Genomic DNA, 15,675 nt, shown 5'->3' with positions numbered 1-15,675 from the left:
CGTGTGCCCATAGGGGCAGTCGTAAGAGCAGGGCACGACCCGCCGTCTTTGCCTTGCGGCAGAAAGCGCGCCGGTCGAATCCGAGCAACGGGCGAGGCGGCGGGAACGTGATACCGGCTCTACTCCTGGGAAACGTGCGGCGCCGTGACCCAGGAGGCAGGCATGGCGATCTGCCGGAGAGGGCGCCTCGGGAAACCCCTTACCCAACCTCGTCGTCCGGGATCAGCGCGTGGTAGGCGGTGTTCGGCTCGCGGATGTCCCGTGCCAGCCGGTCCGCGTCGGCGCGCAGCCCGGCCACCGGCAAGGCGGAGACATACGGCAGTCCGGAGCGGAGCCGACGGGCCACGCCGTGCTGGTTGCGCCCGTGGCGGCGTCGGGGGTGGAGGTGAACAGGCCGTGGCGCAGGCGCAACGCGTCGCAGCGGGCCAGGGCATCGGTGATCGAGCCTTGCACCGCACCACGGCCATCACTGGCCTTCACACCGCGACGCGCCGGTCCTGCGCCGTCCACGAAGTGTGGCGCACCAGCCCGACCCACCACACCAGCGTCAACGCGATGATCGTCGGGTTCTTCACGAACAGCAGCACCGCCTGGTAGCCCTGCCGCGCCTCCGTCGGCAGCAGCCCGCCGACGACGGTTTCCGCCACCACGTCGAACACCAGGAACGCGACGCACAGCAGCACGCCCTGCCACACCAGGCTCCGCCAGTGCGCCGTCGCGAACGTCGTGAACCGCTCCCACGTCGCCTTCCCGCCGCGCAGCGCGAGCCGTCCGACGGCCAGCACGAGCCCAACCCGCACCGCCACGACGACGATCTCCGACGCCACCGCCCACCCGCCGGGGATGCCCCAGTTCACGGCGATCAGCCGCTGAACGGACGGGATCAGCGACAGTCCCACGATCAACGGCAGGTGCCGCAGGTAGAACCGCCACGTCCAGTGCGGCACCTCCAGCGCCAGCTTTAGCTCCGCGCCCCACATCCGCACAGGTTCCTCCCAGGTTGAACATTTTAGTTCAGTGTACTGAAATATTGGCCACGGTAAAGTGCCTCCCATGAGCGACCTCGGGCGTGACCTCGGACGCGAGCTGAGCACCGCCGTGGTGGCGTTCCACGAAGCGGTGGGCGCGCACCTCGGCGTCACCGCCGTCGACCAGCGCGCGCTCGCCCTCATCGGCCGTCACGGTCCGATGACGGCAGGCGACCTCGCCAAGCGGATCAACCTCACGCCGGGCGCCGTGACCGGCGTCGTGGACCGCCTGGAACGCGCCGGCCTGGCCCGCCGCGACCCCGACCCGACCGACCGTCGACGCGTCCTGGTCACGGCCGTGGGCAATGCACTCGGCAGCGCCTTCGCGGGCCTCAACGCGGCAATGGGCGAGGTGACCGCCCGCTACAACCCCGAACAGCAGCAACTCATCGCCGACTGGGCGACCCGAACGGCGGAGGTGCTCCGCGAAGAAACCCGAAAGCTGACCACGAGCCGCGACACGTCCGGAAGTTGACCGCCAGCGAGTCGCCAACCCTGCTCGGCACTTAACGCCCTCAACCCGCCAAACAACGGACCCAAACTGTCCTTTGTGGATAGTGCCTAGATCGCTCTCCGTTGGGGCGCAGGGTTCACAGCCGGTGGCAGCGGTCAGTCCGCATCGCCGCTCGGACAGTGGTGCCGTGAAGCAGTCCCGACGCCTGATTCGGCCGGGAGGTGGCACTGGGCCATGTCCGCAGTCCTGCAGTGTGCCGGGCTGGCGAAGGTGTGATCGTTGCCGTGCCGCGGGTCGGAATCGGCCGAGGCGTGGAGAGCGGGATCGGGTGAGTGAGCCGGTGGGCGGGGTTCCGGCGGAGGGCGGCCAGCACGCGGTCGCGGTCGATCGCGCGACGGTGGCGCAGGCCGGTGTCCTGCACGGTGACGTGCATCTGCACGCACCATTCGCAGGGCCGGAACAGTCTGTCTGGTTCGGACAGCACAATCCTCGCGCTCAGCAGGCCGGCGGCAACTTCCGCGATGCTGCCCATTTCCCGGGCGGGGACGTCCGGCAGGCGGCGGTGACCGTCGCGGCCCCGTTGGGCAGGATGAGCCATCGGTCGGTCAAACGAGCGGTGTAAGTCGGGGTTGAAGAGGGTTGCTTGCGTCCGGTGCTGGTCGAGTCCAGGCTCGTCACCGCGAGGTATACGCACTCGAGTGCGGCCTGCTCGTGGGGGAAGTGACCGCGCGGCGGATGCGGGCGTTGACGCTCTCGATGGCGTTGGTCGGGCAGATCACCTGCCGGATCTCGACGTCGAAGGCCAGGAACGGCACGAACTCGGCCCAGGCGTTGTCCTGGAGCCGGATGATGGCGGGGTAGCGGGCGTCCTGCCAGTTTGAGGCGTGGACCAGGCGAAGGATTGTCGAGTTCGGCGGTCCGACTTTGTCGGGAGCGACACTGCCGGTGTGGAAACGGCTGTGCGGTGCGGGTGTGACAGCGTCCCGTTCAGCGTTGCGACTGATTGCTTTCTTGTTGCCGGACGCGACGGAGATCGTTCTGACGTTGCTGGGCTAGATAAAGCGACGCCGCGGCCCGCCGGTGTCGGCGGGCTTGGTCGTGGTGGTCGAGGGCGTCTAGTGCCTCGGCGAGCTTTTCCAGGGTGTCGGCCTGCATGAAGGTGTTGGCATCGTCGCGGAAGAGGGCGAGAGCGGTTTCGAGCTGGGTCACGGCGTGTCGGGTGTCACCGGTGCCAATGGCCACCAGGCCCAAGGTGAACAGGACGTTGGCCTCGATGTCGCGGTCGGGGTGTCCGCGCAACTCCTGCAGGACGGCATGGCAGTGCGCCGTGGCAAGGTCGTGGTGTCCAAGGCGGGCCGCGTGGTGTGCGGCGATGGTCCGGGCCGTGCTCGTGCTCGGCGAGGGTTCAGTTCGACTGATGAGGTGGATGGCCTGGGTGGCGCTGCGCAGTGCGTCCGCGTGCCTCCCTTGGTCACCCAAGGCAAGGGCGAAAGCGATGTAGACCCCTGACAGGCAACGGTCGTCGCCGGTCTCCTCGGCGATACCGAGCGCGGTGTCGAGGTAACGTGTCCCCTCGTCGAGTCGGCCCACTGAACACAGTGCCCAGCCGAGGGAGCGGTAGGCGTCGCCATGTGCTGTCGGGTCGTCAAGTCGCAGAACGGCGGGAAGCGCGGTCCGCCACGACTCGACCTCGTGTGCGAAATCCGCAGTCATGAAGTGGAACGGGTACAGATAGCGCGCGATAAGGTAAGCGGTCCGGTGGTCGTCCAGGTCGATGGCGAGGCGTTGGGCGGCCAGTACGCACCGTTGTTCATGGCGGAACCACAACCACGCTTGTTCCCGTGATGCCAGCGGCTCCGGGGCGTGTCCTGGTAAGCCAGGGTCGTGCGCGAAGTCTCGCATGCGCGGATGCACCAGGCGCATCGCGGTTCTCGCCGTGTGGGCGTAGTGGTCGAGGACCCGCCGCCGTGCCAGGCCGCCGTCCCGTACGGGCAACGAGGCGGCGTACTGGCGGACCAGGTCGTGCATCCGGTAGCGGCCCTGCGAGTCCTGCTCCAGCAGGGAAGCGTGCACCAGGCCCCGCAGCACCGTGCGCGTCACGGACAGAGGTCGGTCGAGCAGTGCGGCAACGGCCGCGAGGGCAATGTCAGGGCCCGGCGCGACTCCGAGCAACGCGAACGCGGTGGCTTGGTCGGCGTTCAGCGCCCGGTAGGACCAAGACAGCACGGCCGGCAGGCCGGCGGTTTCGTCGTCGAGCGCGTGCAAGCCCGATTCGATGATTTCGGTGGCCAGTAAGGACAACGGGAGACCGGGCCGCAACTGTGCCCGGCCGGCGATGATGCCCAACGCCAGCGGGAGGCCCCCGCACGCTGTGATGATCGCGTCGATCGCCGCGGACTCGGCATCGGCGCGGGCCGCGCCCAGGCGATGGGTCAGCAGTGCGCGGGCCTCGGCCTCGGTGAGCGCGTCCAGCGCCAGGTGGTGGGCTCCGTGCCGGGTGATCAGGCTGGGAAGGTGGTTGCGGCTGGTGACCAGCACGGTGCAGGAACCACCGCCGGGCAGCAGCGGTTCTACCTGGTCGGCGGTAGCCGCGTTGTCGAGCACGATCAGCATCCGCTTGCCGGCGACCAGGCTGCGGAACAGCGCCGACTGGGCGTGCGGGTCCGCGGGGACAGCGCCCGGCCGTACGCCCAGCGTGTCGAGGAACCCGCGTAAGGCCGTGCCTGCCTCCATCGGTCGTCCGTCGGGACCGAATCCGCGCAGGTCCACGAACAGTTGACCGTCGGGGAACCGGTCCAGCCGACGGTGTGCCCAGTGCAGCGCCAGCCACGTCTTCCCGACACCGCCGTTGCCCGCGATCGCGGAGACGACCGTGGTCGTGAAGGACGCATCCCCTGCGATGTCCAGACGACCGAGTTCGTCCAGACGGCCGACGAAGGCCGCAGGGACCGCGGGCAGTTGCCGAGGGACGACCACCGGTGTGACTGTCGAGGCGGGACGTGCAACGGCGTCCAAGGTGGGGTCGGAGGCGAGAATCCGGCGATGCAGGCTCCGCAGGGAATCGCGCGGATCCGCGCCCAATTCCTCCGCCAACCAGTCTCGATGCCGACGGTAGTGCTCCAACGCGTCGGCGGCCCGGCCCGCACGGTAGAGAGCGAGCATGTACTGCCCCGTCGCCCGCTCGTCCAGCGGATGCTCGGCTGTTCGTGCCGCCAACCAGGCCACGAGGTCGTCACCCGAACCGTTGCGCAACCGTAGGTCGATCAAGTCCGCCTCCGCGGCGAATCTCTCGAGGTGCAACCGGTCCCGCTCTGCGGCCACCCACTCGCCGTCCAGCCCACTGAACGCCTCGCCCCGCCAGAGTTGGACCGCCTCGGAGAGCAGCAACTCCGCCTCCTCGTCCCTGGCAGACCGGGCACGGGACCGCAAAGTGGAAAACCTGTGCAGGTCGACCGCCATGTCGTCGAGGGACAGGACGTACCCGCTCGCCCGCTGGAGCAGTTCGCCCCCACCCGGTGAGCTGCTCGCCCGAGCCAGAACGGTGCGCAGACGGGAGACGTAGCTGGACAACGTCGCCCGAGCACGATGAGGCGGATCGGCTCCCCACACCCGTGTCACCAGCCGTTGTGTCGGCACCACTCGACCGACCTCGACAGCCAAGGCGGCCAACACGCACCGCTGCCGCGCCGGTCCGGGATCGACCACCCCGGTCGCGCCGCGGACGGTCACCTCGCCCAACACCCGGATCTCGATCTCCACACGCTTCCCCCAACCGGACCGGCAACCTACAGCCTCGCACCTTGCCATTCGTTCGGGAACTCCTTCACGGATCGAGGATTCTGCAGAGAAATCGCTGACACACTTCGACACGGTGACGCCATCGGACCACTCCGACAGAACGGCCGGACGTCATGTCGTTCCGCACACTCGCCACCGTCGTGGGGCCGTCGCGCTCGCGACGGCGACACTCTGGTCGTCACAGGTCCCGCGCCGGGCGACACGCTCGACCGTTCCTTCTGCACAGCGCCAGCATCGGCATCTTCGGCCACACCTGCGCCCCGCCCCGACAACACCGTCCAGGTCGAGACCATCGGCCACCCCACCGAGGGCAACAACCACGTCACCGGCCTCACGTACAAGAACTTCAGCGCCTTCAAGTTGTATCACCGACTGCGAGCGGGTCTTGGGCCGCGACCACCCCACGATCAAGATCGTTCGCCAGGACCTGAACCGCCACGGTGCCCGCTCTGCGACATGAGCGGACGTTCGTCTGGTTGCCCCGGTCCAAGACACGATGCCTCCGCGCTCGACTCGGCCGTGCGGACGTGACCCGACCTCCTCGTCGAGCACGTGAGGGCAATCAGCGTGCCCGAGGTTTGCCTTTCGGAACCTTCACTGCCTTGCCGGAGCGCAAGTAGACAGGTCCTGTTGCGCATGCGGTCCTGCGCGGAACGGAGACGATCGTGCACACCCAGGATCAGCCGGAGCGACAGCACTCCACGGACAGGAGTCGCCAGGACCGTGTTGCCGGGTCGGCGGGGGACACCCGGGCGACGGGGCCGGCGGCCGCGTATCCGGAGCACCTGTCACCGGACATGGTGCTGAGGCTGCAACGCAGCGCGGGCAACGATGCGGTGGCCAGACTTATAGCCGCCCGGCGCGGTGAGGAGCCTCCCGCCGATGCCGATCAGCACCCCGTCCAACGATCAGCGGTGCACGGAGTGCTTCGCTCCGCGGGACGTCCGCTGGATGGTCCGATCCGAAGCGAGATGGAGTCCAGGCTCGGTGCGGACTTCTCCGACGTCCGGCTGCACACCGACACCGCCGCGCGGTCGTCGGCGGCCGAAGTCGGTGCGAAGGCCTACACGTCGGGCGAGCACGTTGTCATCGGTTCCGGCGGCGGCGACCGGCACACCCTCGCGCACGAGCTCACCCACGTCATCCAGCAGCGCAGCGGCCCGGTCGCGGGCACGGCGACAGGTGACGGCCTCGCGATCTCGGATCCCTCCGACACCTACGAACGGGCGGCGGAGGCCAACGCGCGGCGCGTCATGGCGGGCGGCGCGCCGCAGGTGCACCACCATGCCGGCGATGGGCACGTGGGGCACGCGCACCACCCGGTGCAGCGGATGCCGCTCACCCAGTTCAAGGAGCAGGTCGGCGCGCTGGCGGACGAACCGGACTTCATCACCTTCTTCGAGATCCGGCGCGGACGGGTGAACCCGGCCGCGGTCGTCAACGACTCGACGCCGGGCTCCCAGGACAGGCTCCAGCAGCTCGTGGAACACGAGGACGTGACGACGGACCTGGTTGCCGAGTACATGACCGACTACGACCAGGGCGCCGCGGGCACGCGGGCCCAGCCGAAGAACCTGAACAACCCTATGGTCGTCGGGCTGGAGATGGAGATGCGCAACGCGGTGCTCAAGCTCGAGGAAGGCATGGTCAACGGCCAGCAACTCGCGCGCACGCCCGCTGAGACCGAGGTCGGGCTGCCGGTGATGAAGCTGGTGATCGAGGGAATGGAGCCCGGCGACCCCGCGATCGAACTCGTCTACGGTCCCCTCCCGCCGCAGACCTACCGGAGCGACGCGCTTCTCGAAGCCAGGAAGAAGCTCAAGACCGCCATCCGCAAGGCGGGCACCATCGCGCAGCTCATCGGCGACTACAACCGCTCACTGAGAACGGCGGATGAACGGACGTACCGACTGGTGGCGAGCCCGCCGCCGCGGTCCAAGAAGCAGACGGCCACGCCGAACTTCAACACCCAGACCAACGTCTCGGCTCCGTACTCCAAGCTCGGGCGGACGAACACCGAGTCGGCGAAGGACTTCGGCGCGTTCTTCGAGCGCCCGACGCAGCGGGCGGTGCACGCCCGAGCCAGGACGCAGGCCGCTGCCCTGGTCACCCAGATCACCGCGAACTGGACCACGAACCACGCGGCCGCGGGTCCGCTGAGCCCCGGTATCAACCTGGCCTCGATGCTCACCCACCTGGTGAACCAGGAGGCGATGTACGTCAACCACGAGCTGAGTCGGGAGCACGTGGGCCACGACGACAAGCACGCGTTCCACGTGCTGCTGAAGCTCAGCCCGCAGGACGCGGTGATGACGATCCTCACCGACGACGACGCGAAGCTCCTGCTCGCGTGGCTGGTCGACACCCACGCCGGTCCGTTGGCCGACGCCGTGGTCACCACCTTCCAGGCGTTCAACAGCCCACGCACGAGCGTGACCGCGGAACCCGAGGCCATCTACAAGTACATGGTCGACGTGCTCGTCGCCCGGCTGCTCGCCGGCCAACAGCTGCTGCCGGCGGCCGACGACGAGAACCGCACGTCCGCGGTCTTCGGCAACGCCCGGCAGGTCGGCGAGGTCACCCACGTCCACCCCCGCCCCGGCAACCGGGTGCCGATCACGACGGGCGGCGCCGGGAGGTACTTCATGGTCGTCGAACAACGCGCCGCAGCGCACAGGGTCAACTCCGCGGCCGACTCGAACCCCGGGGTATCGGTGGAACAGATGAAGAACCTGCAAACGCCGACCCTCGCACCCCCGACCTCCACGTGACTGTCGGCGCACTCGCCCTGCGAGCCGATCACCGGCGAAGGCTTCCACCTCCACCGCGAACCCTTCCCTGCTCCTCGATCATCCGCACACCGGCTCGGCAGTCCAGTGACCGTTGTGCGAGCGCCGGATGACGTCAGCGTCACTCCCGAGGTCGGTGACTTCGGGAGTGATCGTTTACAGCGCCGCAACGAACCTGGGAAGGTCGGTGCGCACGCCGCGACCTAGGAGAGATCGCCATGACGCCGATCATGAGCAAGTCCGACGCCGCCGACCTGGTGGTCGCCGCCCGGGTGCGCAAGGGCCTGACCTGGGCGCAGATCGCCGAAGAGCTGGGTGCCCCGGTCGTGTGGGCCACCGCCGCCCTGCTCGGACAACACCCGATGACACCGGAACAGGCCGGCACGGTCTGCGGTCTTCTCGACCTGGACGACGCGGTCGCGGAGAGCCTCCGGCGCCAGCCCACCCGCAGCACCGACCCGGCCGTCATGAACGACCCGACGATCTACCGCTTCGTCGAGGCGCTGTCGGTCTACGGGCCGGCGCTCAAGGAGTTGATCCACGAGGAGTTCGGCGACGGCATCATGAGCGCGATCAACTTCAAGGTCGACATCACGCGCCGTCCGGACCCCGACGGCGACCGGGTGGTGATCACCTTCGACGGCAAGTTCCTCGACTACCGGTGGTGACTCAGGCGCACAACGCCGAACGGTGTGGAGCGAGTGCCCGCTGAACCGACACCCGAGCCGGTGTTCGTGTGGTGGAACGGGGCTTTCCAGCGCCAACAGGTAGCGGTGCCCGGGGTGTCCGGCCAGGAAGATCTCCTCGAAGGCACCGAAGCGGTCCCCGGCCGTCATCGGCACGAGCGGACGTTTCGAGGTCGAGCAGGCAGACCGGCGGCCAGGAGCAGGTGCTTGGGCCATTTGGGTGCTTGTTTGCGCCACCTGCGCACGAAAGCGCTTTACTCGATGCGAATGTCCAGTGGACAGCCGATCCCGGAGTGGCCATGAGATCAACACGGCGGAAGTTGTTGCCCGCGGTCGTGGTGGCGCTGTTCGTGTCGGGGCTCGTGCCGGTCCCCGCCGGGGCGGCGACGCCGATCACCGAGTACGGCCCGGTTCCCTCGTCGCTGCCGGTCGGGGGTGTGTGCGAGGTGGAGTTCGACCACAGCGGGGCGCTGTGGGTCGAGCAGTACCTGAGCAGTCAGGTCGCCCGGTTTGACCCGGCCACCGGGCAGTTCGTCAACTTCTCCACGCCGATGCCGCTGTCCGTTCCCGGCGGCATGGACCTGGACCCGGCGGGCGACCTGTGGATGCCCCAGGTGACGGGCAACAGCCTGCTGCGCGTGGACACCGCCGACGGTTCCATGACCGAGTTCCCGCTGCCGTGGGCCAACGCCTTCGACCTGCGGCCGCTGGGCATCCCGCTGCACAGCGGTGTCGGGCTGGCCAACGACCTGGCCCTGGGAGCGGACAACGCGTTGTGGTTCACCCTGGGCGGGCTGGATTCCATCGGCCGCTACGACCCCGCCACCGGGCAGTGGAGCAAGTACCGCGTGCCCGGCGAGATCCTCGGCCAACTCGGCGCGCTGTTCGGCATCATCAAACCGGGACCCGGGCGCACCGTGGTGTTCGACGTGCCGCAGCTGAACAAAGTCGCCACCCTCGACGTCGACACGCACGTGTTCACCCAGTACACGATGCCCACCCCGGCCTCGTTCCCGGTCGGCGTGCGCACTGCCTCCGACGGCACAATCTGGGTCGCCGAAGCCCTGGGCATGAAGATCGCCCGCATCAACCCCGCCACCGGGCAGATCACCGAGTACCCGCTGCTGGGCGTGGGAGGGCTGCTCACCAGCATCCTCGACGGGCTGGGCGTCGGCAGCATCGGCAACCCGCTGCCGATGCCGGGCCCGATCGCCGAGGCCAGTGACGGCAACATCTACTTCGCGGTCAGCTTCCCGGCGTTGTTCGGGCTGGGCAACCAGATCGCCCGGTTCGACCCGGTCACCCACGAGGTCCGGATGTGGAGCACGCCCTCGTCGGCCTCCTACCCCTGCGACATCAACGTCCACCAGCCCGGTGCCGTCTGGTTCGGCCTGCTGACCACGAACAGGATCGGCAAGCTCGACATCGCTGCCACCTGACCGAACGTCGGTACCGTCCCGGACCAGGTCGGCCGTCGCGGCTGCCGGCGTGTGCTGCCGAGCCGCCCTCACCCCTGGACAACGCCCGGCTTTGGCTTGTGCACACGCCCTGAGAGCGTGACCGGTCCACGCCTCGGCCCGCGATCGCGTGGTCCGGCAGGATGTCACGGTGGGCATCAGCGACAAAGACCGCAAGCTGCTGTGGGGGCGATCCGGGAACCGGTGCGCGCTGTGCCGCCGACTCCTGGTCACGGAACGGACATCGACCGACGAGGACTCGATCGTCGGCGACGAGGCCCACATCGCGGCGCGCTCGCCGGGAGGCCCGCGCCACGGCGAATGTCCTCCTGCCCAGGTCGACCGCTATGCGAATCTGGTGCTGCTGTGCCGGGTCGACCACAAGAAGGTCGACGACCAGCCCCTGCACTACACGACCGAACTCCTGCGGAAGCTCAAGAAGGATCACGAGGCTTGGGTCGAGCGCCTCCTCGACTCCGCTGCGCATCAGGCCGGGAACGGGGTGGAAGCCGATCTGGTGGCATCCGGCCGTTCCGAAGAAAACGCTGTGCACGCCCAGGCACCAGAGCCGGCCGCAGAGACGGCGGTGGTCCCGGTCGCCGGTACGCGGGTGGCGGCACCCGACTTGTTCGTGGGCCGGGCACCGGAGTTGCGGACGTTGTTGGACAGCCTGGCTCCCGCTCGGGGCGGGTCCGCCCGGCCGGCTGACGTGCCCGGTGCCGTGGTGGTCTCGGCGGTCGCGGGCATGGGCGGGGTCGGCAAGACCGCTCTGGCGCAGCACGCGGCGGCCGTGGCCGTGGACCGGGGGTGGTTCCCGGGCGGTGCGGTGATGGTCAACCTGCGCGGCTACGACCCCGACGACCGGCGGATCCGGCCGGGGCAGGTGTTCGCGCCGTTGCTGTACGCGCTGGGTATGCCGACGGAGCGGATCCCGGCGACCAGCATCGAACAGGCCACCGCCTACCACCACCACCTCGCCGCTCTCGCCGCACGCAAGCAGCCCGTGCTGCTCGTCCTGGACAACGCCTCGACCGCCGAGCAGGTGCTCGACCTGTTGCCCCGGCACTCGGCGCACCGGGCGGTGGTGACCACCCGCGACACGCTGACCCTGCCCAGCACCCGCCGGCTGGAACTGGACGTGCTGTCCCGGCGTGAGTCGTTGACCCTGCTTTACCAGAGCCTTCGGCGGCACAGCCCGCAGGACACCAGGGCCGGCGAGGACCGGGCCGCCGCCGAGCGACTGGTCCTGGTCTGCGGCCGATTACCGTTGACCGTAGGGATCGCCGCGGCGCTGCTGGCCGACGACCCCGCCCTGACCGTGGCGGCGCTGGCCGACACGCTGGACGACGCCACCACCCGACTTGCCGTGCTGCAACACGGAGGACGAGAGGTCGCGGGCGTCATCGAAGTGTCCTGGCGACGCCTACAGGAGCGGGACCCCGACGCTGCGAGCCTGCTGCGCCTGCTCACCATCGACCTCGGCCCCGACATCTCCACCGCCGCGGCGGCCGCGCTGGCCGACGTGTCCGAACCCCTCGCCGCGAGCCGGCTCCGCGCGTTGCACCAAGCGCACCTGCTGCACACCGCCCACGGCCGCTGGCGGATGCACGACCTGGTCCGCGCCCACATCCACGCGACACACCAGGAAGACGACGACCACCACGCCGCCGTGACCAGACTGTTCCAGTACTACGTCACCACCGCCCGAGCCGCCGGCGAGTACTACCAGCCACCGTCGAAACGAGCGGCCTCGACGGCGTTCCGGAACCGGTTCGAGGCGGAGACGTGGCTGGACACGCACCGGACCACGCTCGTCAAGACCGTCGCGACGGCCACCCGCACCGCCCGGCACATGATCGCCGTGGACCTGACCGGTGCGATGTGCATGTACCTGCAAGAGCGCCGGGACGGCGCGAAGGACCAGTTGGACCTCGCCCGGCACGCCCACGCCGCCGCCACCGAACTCGGCGACACGCGGCAGCGAGCCCGCGCCTTGAACCTCCTGGGCCTGGCGCTGGGGGAGAACGAGCAGCACGAGGCAGCCGTGTCCCGGCTGCGAGCGTCTCTCGCGCTGTGGCAGGAGGTCCCCGACCGCAACAACGAGGGGTTGGTCTCGGGCAACATCGGCCTTGCCCTACGCAGGGTGAAGCGCTTCGACGAGGCGCTCGCCGCGTACTCCACCTCCGTGGCCATCCTCCAGGAGACCGGCGACCCGGACTACGAAGCGTGGATGAGGAACAGCATCGCCGTTGCGTACGTCGACATGGGTCGGCTGGACGATGCGATCACCGAGTACCGGCGAGCTGCGGACATCGCCCACCGCACCGGCTTCGCGGACCAGGAAGGTCAAGCCTGGAACAACTTGGGCGTCGTGCTGAGCGACGCGCGACGACACGACGAGGCCGCAACTGCGTACCGTCACGCGCAGATCGCATACGGCAAGTCCGACAACAAGAACCGTGAGGGCAACACCCTGCGCAACCTCGCGTGGACACTGGAAGACCTCGGAAGGCCGGAGGAAGCGCTCGACACCTACCGCCAAGCCCTGACCGCCTACAAGGCCGGAACCGATCGGCACGGCGAAGCCGCCACCTGTTCGGGCCTGGGGCGGCTGCTCCACCACCGCGGCCGGTTCGGCGAGGCGGACACGGCGTTCCGGCACGCCCAAGCCCTCTGGCGGGACCTCGGTGATGCCGACAGCGAAGCCGGTGCCTGGCACCACCTCGGTCAGGCGATGCAGGCGGCGGGTCGCGTCAAGCCGGCCATCGCCGCCTACCGCCGTGCCGTCGCCCTCTACGAACAGGTCGGTGACCGCGACGCCCAGAGCCGGACCTGGAACGCCTTGGGCAACGCCCTGTCGCGGGACAACCGCGAAGTCGAAGCACAACAAGCCTTTCGACAGGCGCGATCCGTCCTGGCGGAGTGACCGGCCAAGCGCCAAGGCCGGGGCACCCTGGCCTACCGCGCTATGGCGACATCGCCGGATGCCGGCATGTCGTCCGGACGGACGTGTTCCGAGGGCCGCACGGGGGCAATGTCGTTGGACCCGAAGGCTGTTCGGTCGACATGTCGGTGGATTGGTGCGGTGGGTGGCAGGCTGGGGCGGTGAACCCGGTTGTCGCGCAGGTGTTGACCATCGTCGGGGTCCTGCTCGGTTCGGTGGCCACGTTCGTCTTCACGTCCGCCGCCGAGCGGACCCGGTGGCGGCGGGCGCAGGCGGCGCGGTGGGACGACAAGCGGCTGCTCGCGTACTCGGAGTACGGGGAGGCGGTCAAGCAGATGGTCCGGCTGTGTCGGCGGATCGCGGAGACCAAGGGGTTGCTGTCGACGGGCCGGGACGTGGACCTCGACTCGTCGCTGGACGCCTTGGCGGAGGCGGAGACCGTGCGGGCGGCCCGGTGGGAGACGGTCCTGCTCCTCGGCGAACCAGCGACGATCGCCGCAGCACGGGCGTGGAGCGAGCAGGTCTGGGGGCTGGAGCAAATCCTGCGGGACAGCCACCCTGAGGCGTCTTCGTTCCTGGACGCCTACCGCCGGGCGATGCGCCTGCGCAACGAGTTCTACGACCGTGCCCGTCTGGACCTCGGTATCTCCAGCGGCCCGTTGCCCGCACTCACGTGGAAGTCCCTCCAGCCCATGCCGCCGGCGGGCAAACCGCAACTGCCCGAGGCCGAGGGCGGACAAGGGGACCGGCCGACCGGTTGACCCCGAACGACTTGCTCAGTCGTTCCGCGATCGCCGGCAGGCCGTCGCGGTGCCGTAGAGGTCGGTCCGGGGACAGAGCCGGCCGGTGTCGACGCCCGAGCGGGTGAGCGGGGTCAGGTGGGTTCCGGGTGGTTCAGCAGGCTCGTCAGCAGGAGGTCCAGGCGGGCTCGGTGGTGGTCGGGGCGTAGGCGGCGGCCGGCGGTCAGGGTGGCCAGGCCGTGCAGGGAGCTCCAGAAGACCTCGATCAGGGTTTCCGGGTCCCGGTGGCCCGCCAGGGGGGCCACCGTCGCGACGAACTCCTCGAACGCCGCCCTGAGCTCCGCCGGGGTCTCGGCCGTCCCGAACGGGATGTCCACGCGTTGGACGAACATCGCGTCGTAGAGCGCCGGACGTTCGGCGGCGAAGTCCAGGTACGTCTCGGCCGTCGCGCGCAGGGCGGCAGCCCCCTCCTTGCCGGTGCGCGCGGTGCGCAACAGGCCCGCCAGGACGGCGAAACCGTCCACGGCGACCGCGCGCACGATCGCGTCCTTGCCCTTGAAATGGCTGTACAGCACGGGCTGGCTGTACTCCACGCGCTCGGCGAGCCGACGCGTGGTCACCGCGTCCCAGCCTTCGGACTCAGCCAGGTCGCGGGCCGCGTCGACGATCAGCCGGTGGCGTTCCGCTCGTTCGCGCTCGCGGCGCTGCTGGATGGACACACCTCACACTAGCACCGCTAGACAAAGGGGCGTAGCTAGATCTAGTGTCGCTCTCACACCTAGCAGCGCTAGCAACGGAGCGACGATGACCCTCAAGCGCGTGAACACCGGCCTGGCCCTGCTCCTCGTCCTGGCGGGCCTGTACTTCGGTCTCAGCTTCCTGATCGACGGCGAGGGCGCGGCCTCGGGCTTCGGCATCACGCCGTGGCCGACGGACGAGGGCAGCGGCTACTACATCGTCAAGGGCGTCCGGGACATCGCCTACGCCCTGACCGCCCTGGTCCTGCTGCTGCTCGGCCACCGCCGCGCGCTGGGCTGGGTCGCCCTGACCGACGCGATCATGCCCATCGGCGACTGCATCGCCGTCGCCACCCACGGCGGAACCGTCGGCTTCGCGCTCGCCGTGCACGGTTCCGCCGCCGCTCTCGTCCTGCTGATCGGCGTGCTGCTGCTGGTCGAGCAGCGCCGGACTCAGGTCAGTTCGACCGCCACCGGCACCGCGCTGCCCAGCGTGTGACCGACGGGGGAGGACGCGACCACCTTGGCATGCAACGCTTCCAGGTCCGCGCGCGGCGCTTCCGACTCGATCCGCACCTTGACCGCGATCGAGTCGAAGCCCGCGTGCCCCTCCTTCAGGCCGAGGAACACGTGCAGGTCGACGTCGCCCTTGATATCGACGGTGAGCCGGTCGATGGCGATCCCGGCCACCGTGGCGTTCGCCGCGTACCCGACCGCCAGGCAGTTGCCCAGCGCGCTGAGCAGTTGCTCGACCGGGTTGGGCGCGCTGTCCCCGCCGCCCAGCGCGGCCGGCTCGTCCGACGGCGTCGGCTCGAAGCCGCGCACCTTCGCCTCGGAGCGGAAACCGCCCTGCCACGTCACGTGCGCGGCCCACGTCGTGCGGGCCTTCACGGCATCCTGCTGGACGGCGGCGACGAGCGCGCCGACCGCTTGGATGTCGACCTGGTTCAACTGCGTTTCGACGGTCATCGGATCCCTCCGGTCGGGTGCGGCCGGCCACGCCGCGGCGGCTCGACGTGATCCGCAGTGTGGAGTGGGCTCC

Annotated in this window: 13 protein-coding genes and 1 pseudogene; 8 read left to right on the top strand and 6 right to left on the bottom strand. The window is 69.4% G+C overall.

Annotated features, from left to right (window positions below):
* Positions 1–199: 199 nt before the first annotated feature.
* Together BN6_RS48165 and BN6_RS48160 are read right to left on the bottom strand one after the other, a co-directional pair.
* On the bottom strand, positions 200–346 hold the full coding sequence (locus tag BN6_RS48165) for a hypothetical protein (protein WP_015103173.1): 147 nt from the start codon (positions 344–346) through the stop codon (positions 200–202).
* A gap of 130 nt (positions 347–476) precedes the next feature.
* Positions 477–980 carry a hypothetical protein gene (locus BN6_RS48160; protein WP_197540204.1) on the bottom strand — a complete coding sequence of 168 codons (504 nt, stop codon included), beginning with the start codon at positions 978–980 and terminating at the stop codon, positions 477–479.
* A 73-nt stretch (positions 981–1,053) separates the two neighbouring features.
* Between BN6_RS48160 and BN6_RS27910 the strand changes: the two genes are divergently transcribed.
* Together BN6_RS27910 and BN6_RS46055 are read left to right on the top strand one after the other, a co-directional pair.
* Positions 1,054–1,503, top strand: a complete 450-nt coding sequence (locus BN6_RS27910; RefSeq protein ID WP_015103171.1) for a MarR family transcriptional regulator — start codon at positions 1,054–1,056, stop codon at positions 1,501–1,503.
* A 307-nt stretch (positions 1,504–1,810) separates the two neighbouring features.
* A complete protein-coding gene (locus BN6_RS46055) occupies positions 1,811–2,104 on the top strand; it encodes a hypothetical protein (protein WP_041314309.1) in 294 nt (97 codons plus the stop codon).
* Positions 2,105–2,127: 23 nt separating this feature from the next.
* On the opposite strand, the pseudogene BN6_RS49170 reads toward BN6_RS46055, so the two are convergent.
* Together BN6_RS49170 and BN6_RS27900 are read right to left on the bottom strand one after the other, a co-directional pair.
* Positions 2,128–2,348: pseudogene (locus BN6_RS49170) on the bottom strand (transposase); the annotation flags it as partial.
* A 121-nt stretch (positions 2,349–2,469) separates the two neighbouring features.
* Positions 2,470–5,241 (bottom strand): AfsR/SARP family transcriptional regulator, encoded by a 2,772-nt coding sequence (locus BN6_RS27900; RefSeq protein ID WP_041314306.1) that lies wholly within the window; start codon positions 5,239–5,241, stop codon positions 2,470–2,472.
* Between the two features lie 704 nt (positions 5,242–5,945).
* Between BN6_RS27900 and BN6_RS44315 the strand changes: the two genes are divergently transcribed.
* The 5 genes from BN6_RS44315 (at position 5,946) to BN6_RS27875 (ending at position 13,917) form a co-directional block, all read left to right on the top strand.
* On the top strand, positions 5,946–8,051 hold the full coding sequence (locus BN6_RS44315) for an eCIS core domain-containing protein (protein WP_015103168.1): 2,106 nt from the start codon (positions 5,946–5,948) through the stop codon (positions 8,049–8,051).
* A 236-nt stretch (positions 8,052–8,287) separates the two neighbouring features.
* Positions 8,288–8,737, top strand: coding sequence for a cyanase (gene cynS, locus BN6_RS27890; RefSeq protein WP_015103167.1), 450 nt, complete (start codon positions 8,288–8,290; stop codon positions 8,735–8,737).
* A 317-nt stretch (positions 8,738–9,054) separates the two neighbouring features.
* Positions 9,055–10,194: a Vgb family protein gene (locus tag BN6_RS27885; protein ID WP_015103166.1), complete on the top strand. Its 1,140-nt coding sequence runs from the start codon at positions 9,055–9,057 to the stop codon at positions 10,192–10,194.
* Positions 10,195–10,363: 169 nt separating this feature from the next.
* Positions 10,364–13,138, top strand: a complete 2,775-nt coding sequence (locus tag BN6_RS27880; RefSeq protein WP_015103165.1) for a tetratricopeptide repeat protein — start codon at positions 10,364–10,366, stop codon at positions 13,136–13,138.
* Positions 13,139–13,317: 179 nt separating this feature from the next.
* The gene (locus BN6_RS27875) at positions 13,318–13,917 is read left to right on the top strand and encodes a hypothetical protein (RefSeq protein WP_231904767.1); all 600 of its coding nucleotides are present in this window, start codon (positions 13,318–13,320) and stop codon (positions 13,915–13,917) included.
* A gap of 113 nt (positions 13,918–14,030) precedes the next feature.
* Here BN6_RS27875 and BN6_RS27870 read toward each other — a convergent pair whose 3' ends face one another.
* Positions 14,031–14,615: a TetR/AcrR family transcriptional regulator gene (locus tag BN6_RS27870; protein ID WP_015103163.1), complete on the bottom strand. Its 585-nt coding sequence runs from the start codon at positions 14,613–14,615 to the stop codon at positions 14,031–14,033.
* Between the two features lie 85 nt (positions 14,616–14,700).
* Here BN6_RS27870 and BN6_RS27865 point away from each other — a divergent pair, with 85 nt between their 5' ends.
* Complete coding sequence (locus tag BN6_RS27865; protein ID WP_015103162.1) at positions 14,701–15,132, top strand: DUF4267 domain-containing protein; 432 nt, start codon at positions 14,701–14,703, stop codon at positions 15,130–15,132.
* Here BN6_RS27865 and BN6_RS27860 read toward each other — a convergent pair.
* Complete coding sequence (locus BN6_RS27860) at positions 15,087–15,602, bottom strand: OsmC family protein (RefSeq protein ID WP_015103161.1); 516 nt, start codon at positions 15,600–15,602, stop codon at positions 15,087–15,089. The genes BN6_RS27865 and BN6_RS27860 overlap by 46 nt on opposite strands.
* Between the last annotated feature and the right edge of the window lie 73 nt (positions 15,603–15,675).

Origin of the sequence: Saccharothrix espanaensis DSM 44229 (genome assembly GCF_000328705.1) — a bacterium.
In the GTDB taxonomy this organism is placed as follows: Bacteria; Actinomycetota; Actinomycetes; order Mycobacteriales; family Pseudonocardiaceae; genus Actinosynnema; species Actinosynnema espanaense.
Note: the sequence above shows the minus strand (reverse complement) of the source record. Positions and strands in the feature narration are given on the sequence as shown.

What these genes read in the sequence shown, in the direction of transcription:
- BN6_RS27910 (WP_015103171.1), top strand. Translation starts at nt 1,054, where the DNA reads ATGAGCGACCTCGGGCGTGACCTCGGACGCGAGCTGAGCACCGCCGTG.
- BN6_RS48160 (WP_197540204.1), bottom strand. Translation starts at nt 980, where the DNA reads ATGTGGGGCGCGGAGCTAAAGCTGGCGCTGGAGGTGCCGCACTGGACG.
- BN6_RS27865 (WP_015103162.1), top strand. Translation starts at nt 14,701, where the DNA reads ATGACCCTCAAGCGCGTGAACACCGGCCTGGCCCTGCTCCTCGTCCTG.
- cynS (WP_015103167.1), top strand. Translation starts at nt 8,288, where the DNA reads ATGACGCCGATCATGAGCAAGTCCGACGCCGCCGACCTGGTGGTCGCC.
- BN6_RS27860 (WP_015103161.1), bottom strand. Translation starts at nt 15,602, where the DNA reads ATGACCGTCGAAACGCAGTTGAACCAGGTCGACATCCAAGCGGTCGGC.
- BN6_RS27885 (WP_015103166.1), top strand. Translation starts at nt 9,055, where the DNA reads ATGAGATCAACACGGCGGAAGTTGTTGCCCGCGGTCGTGGTGGCGCTG.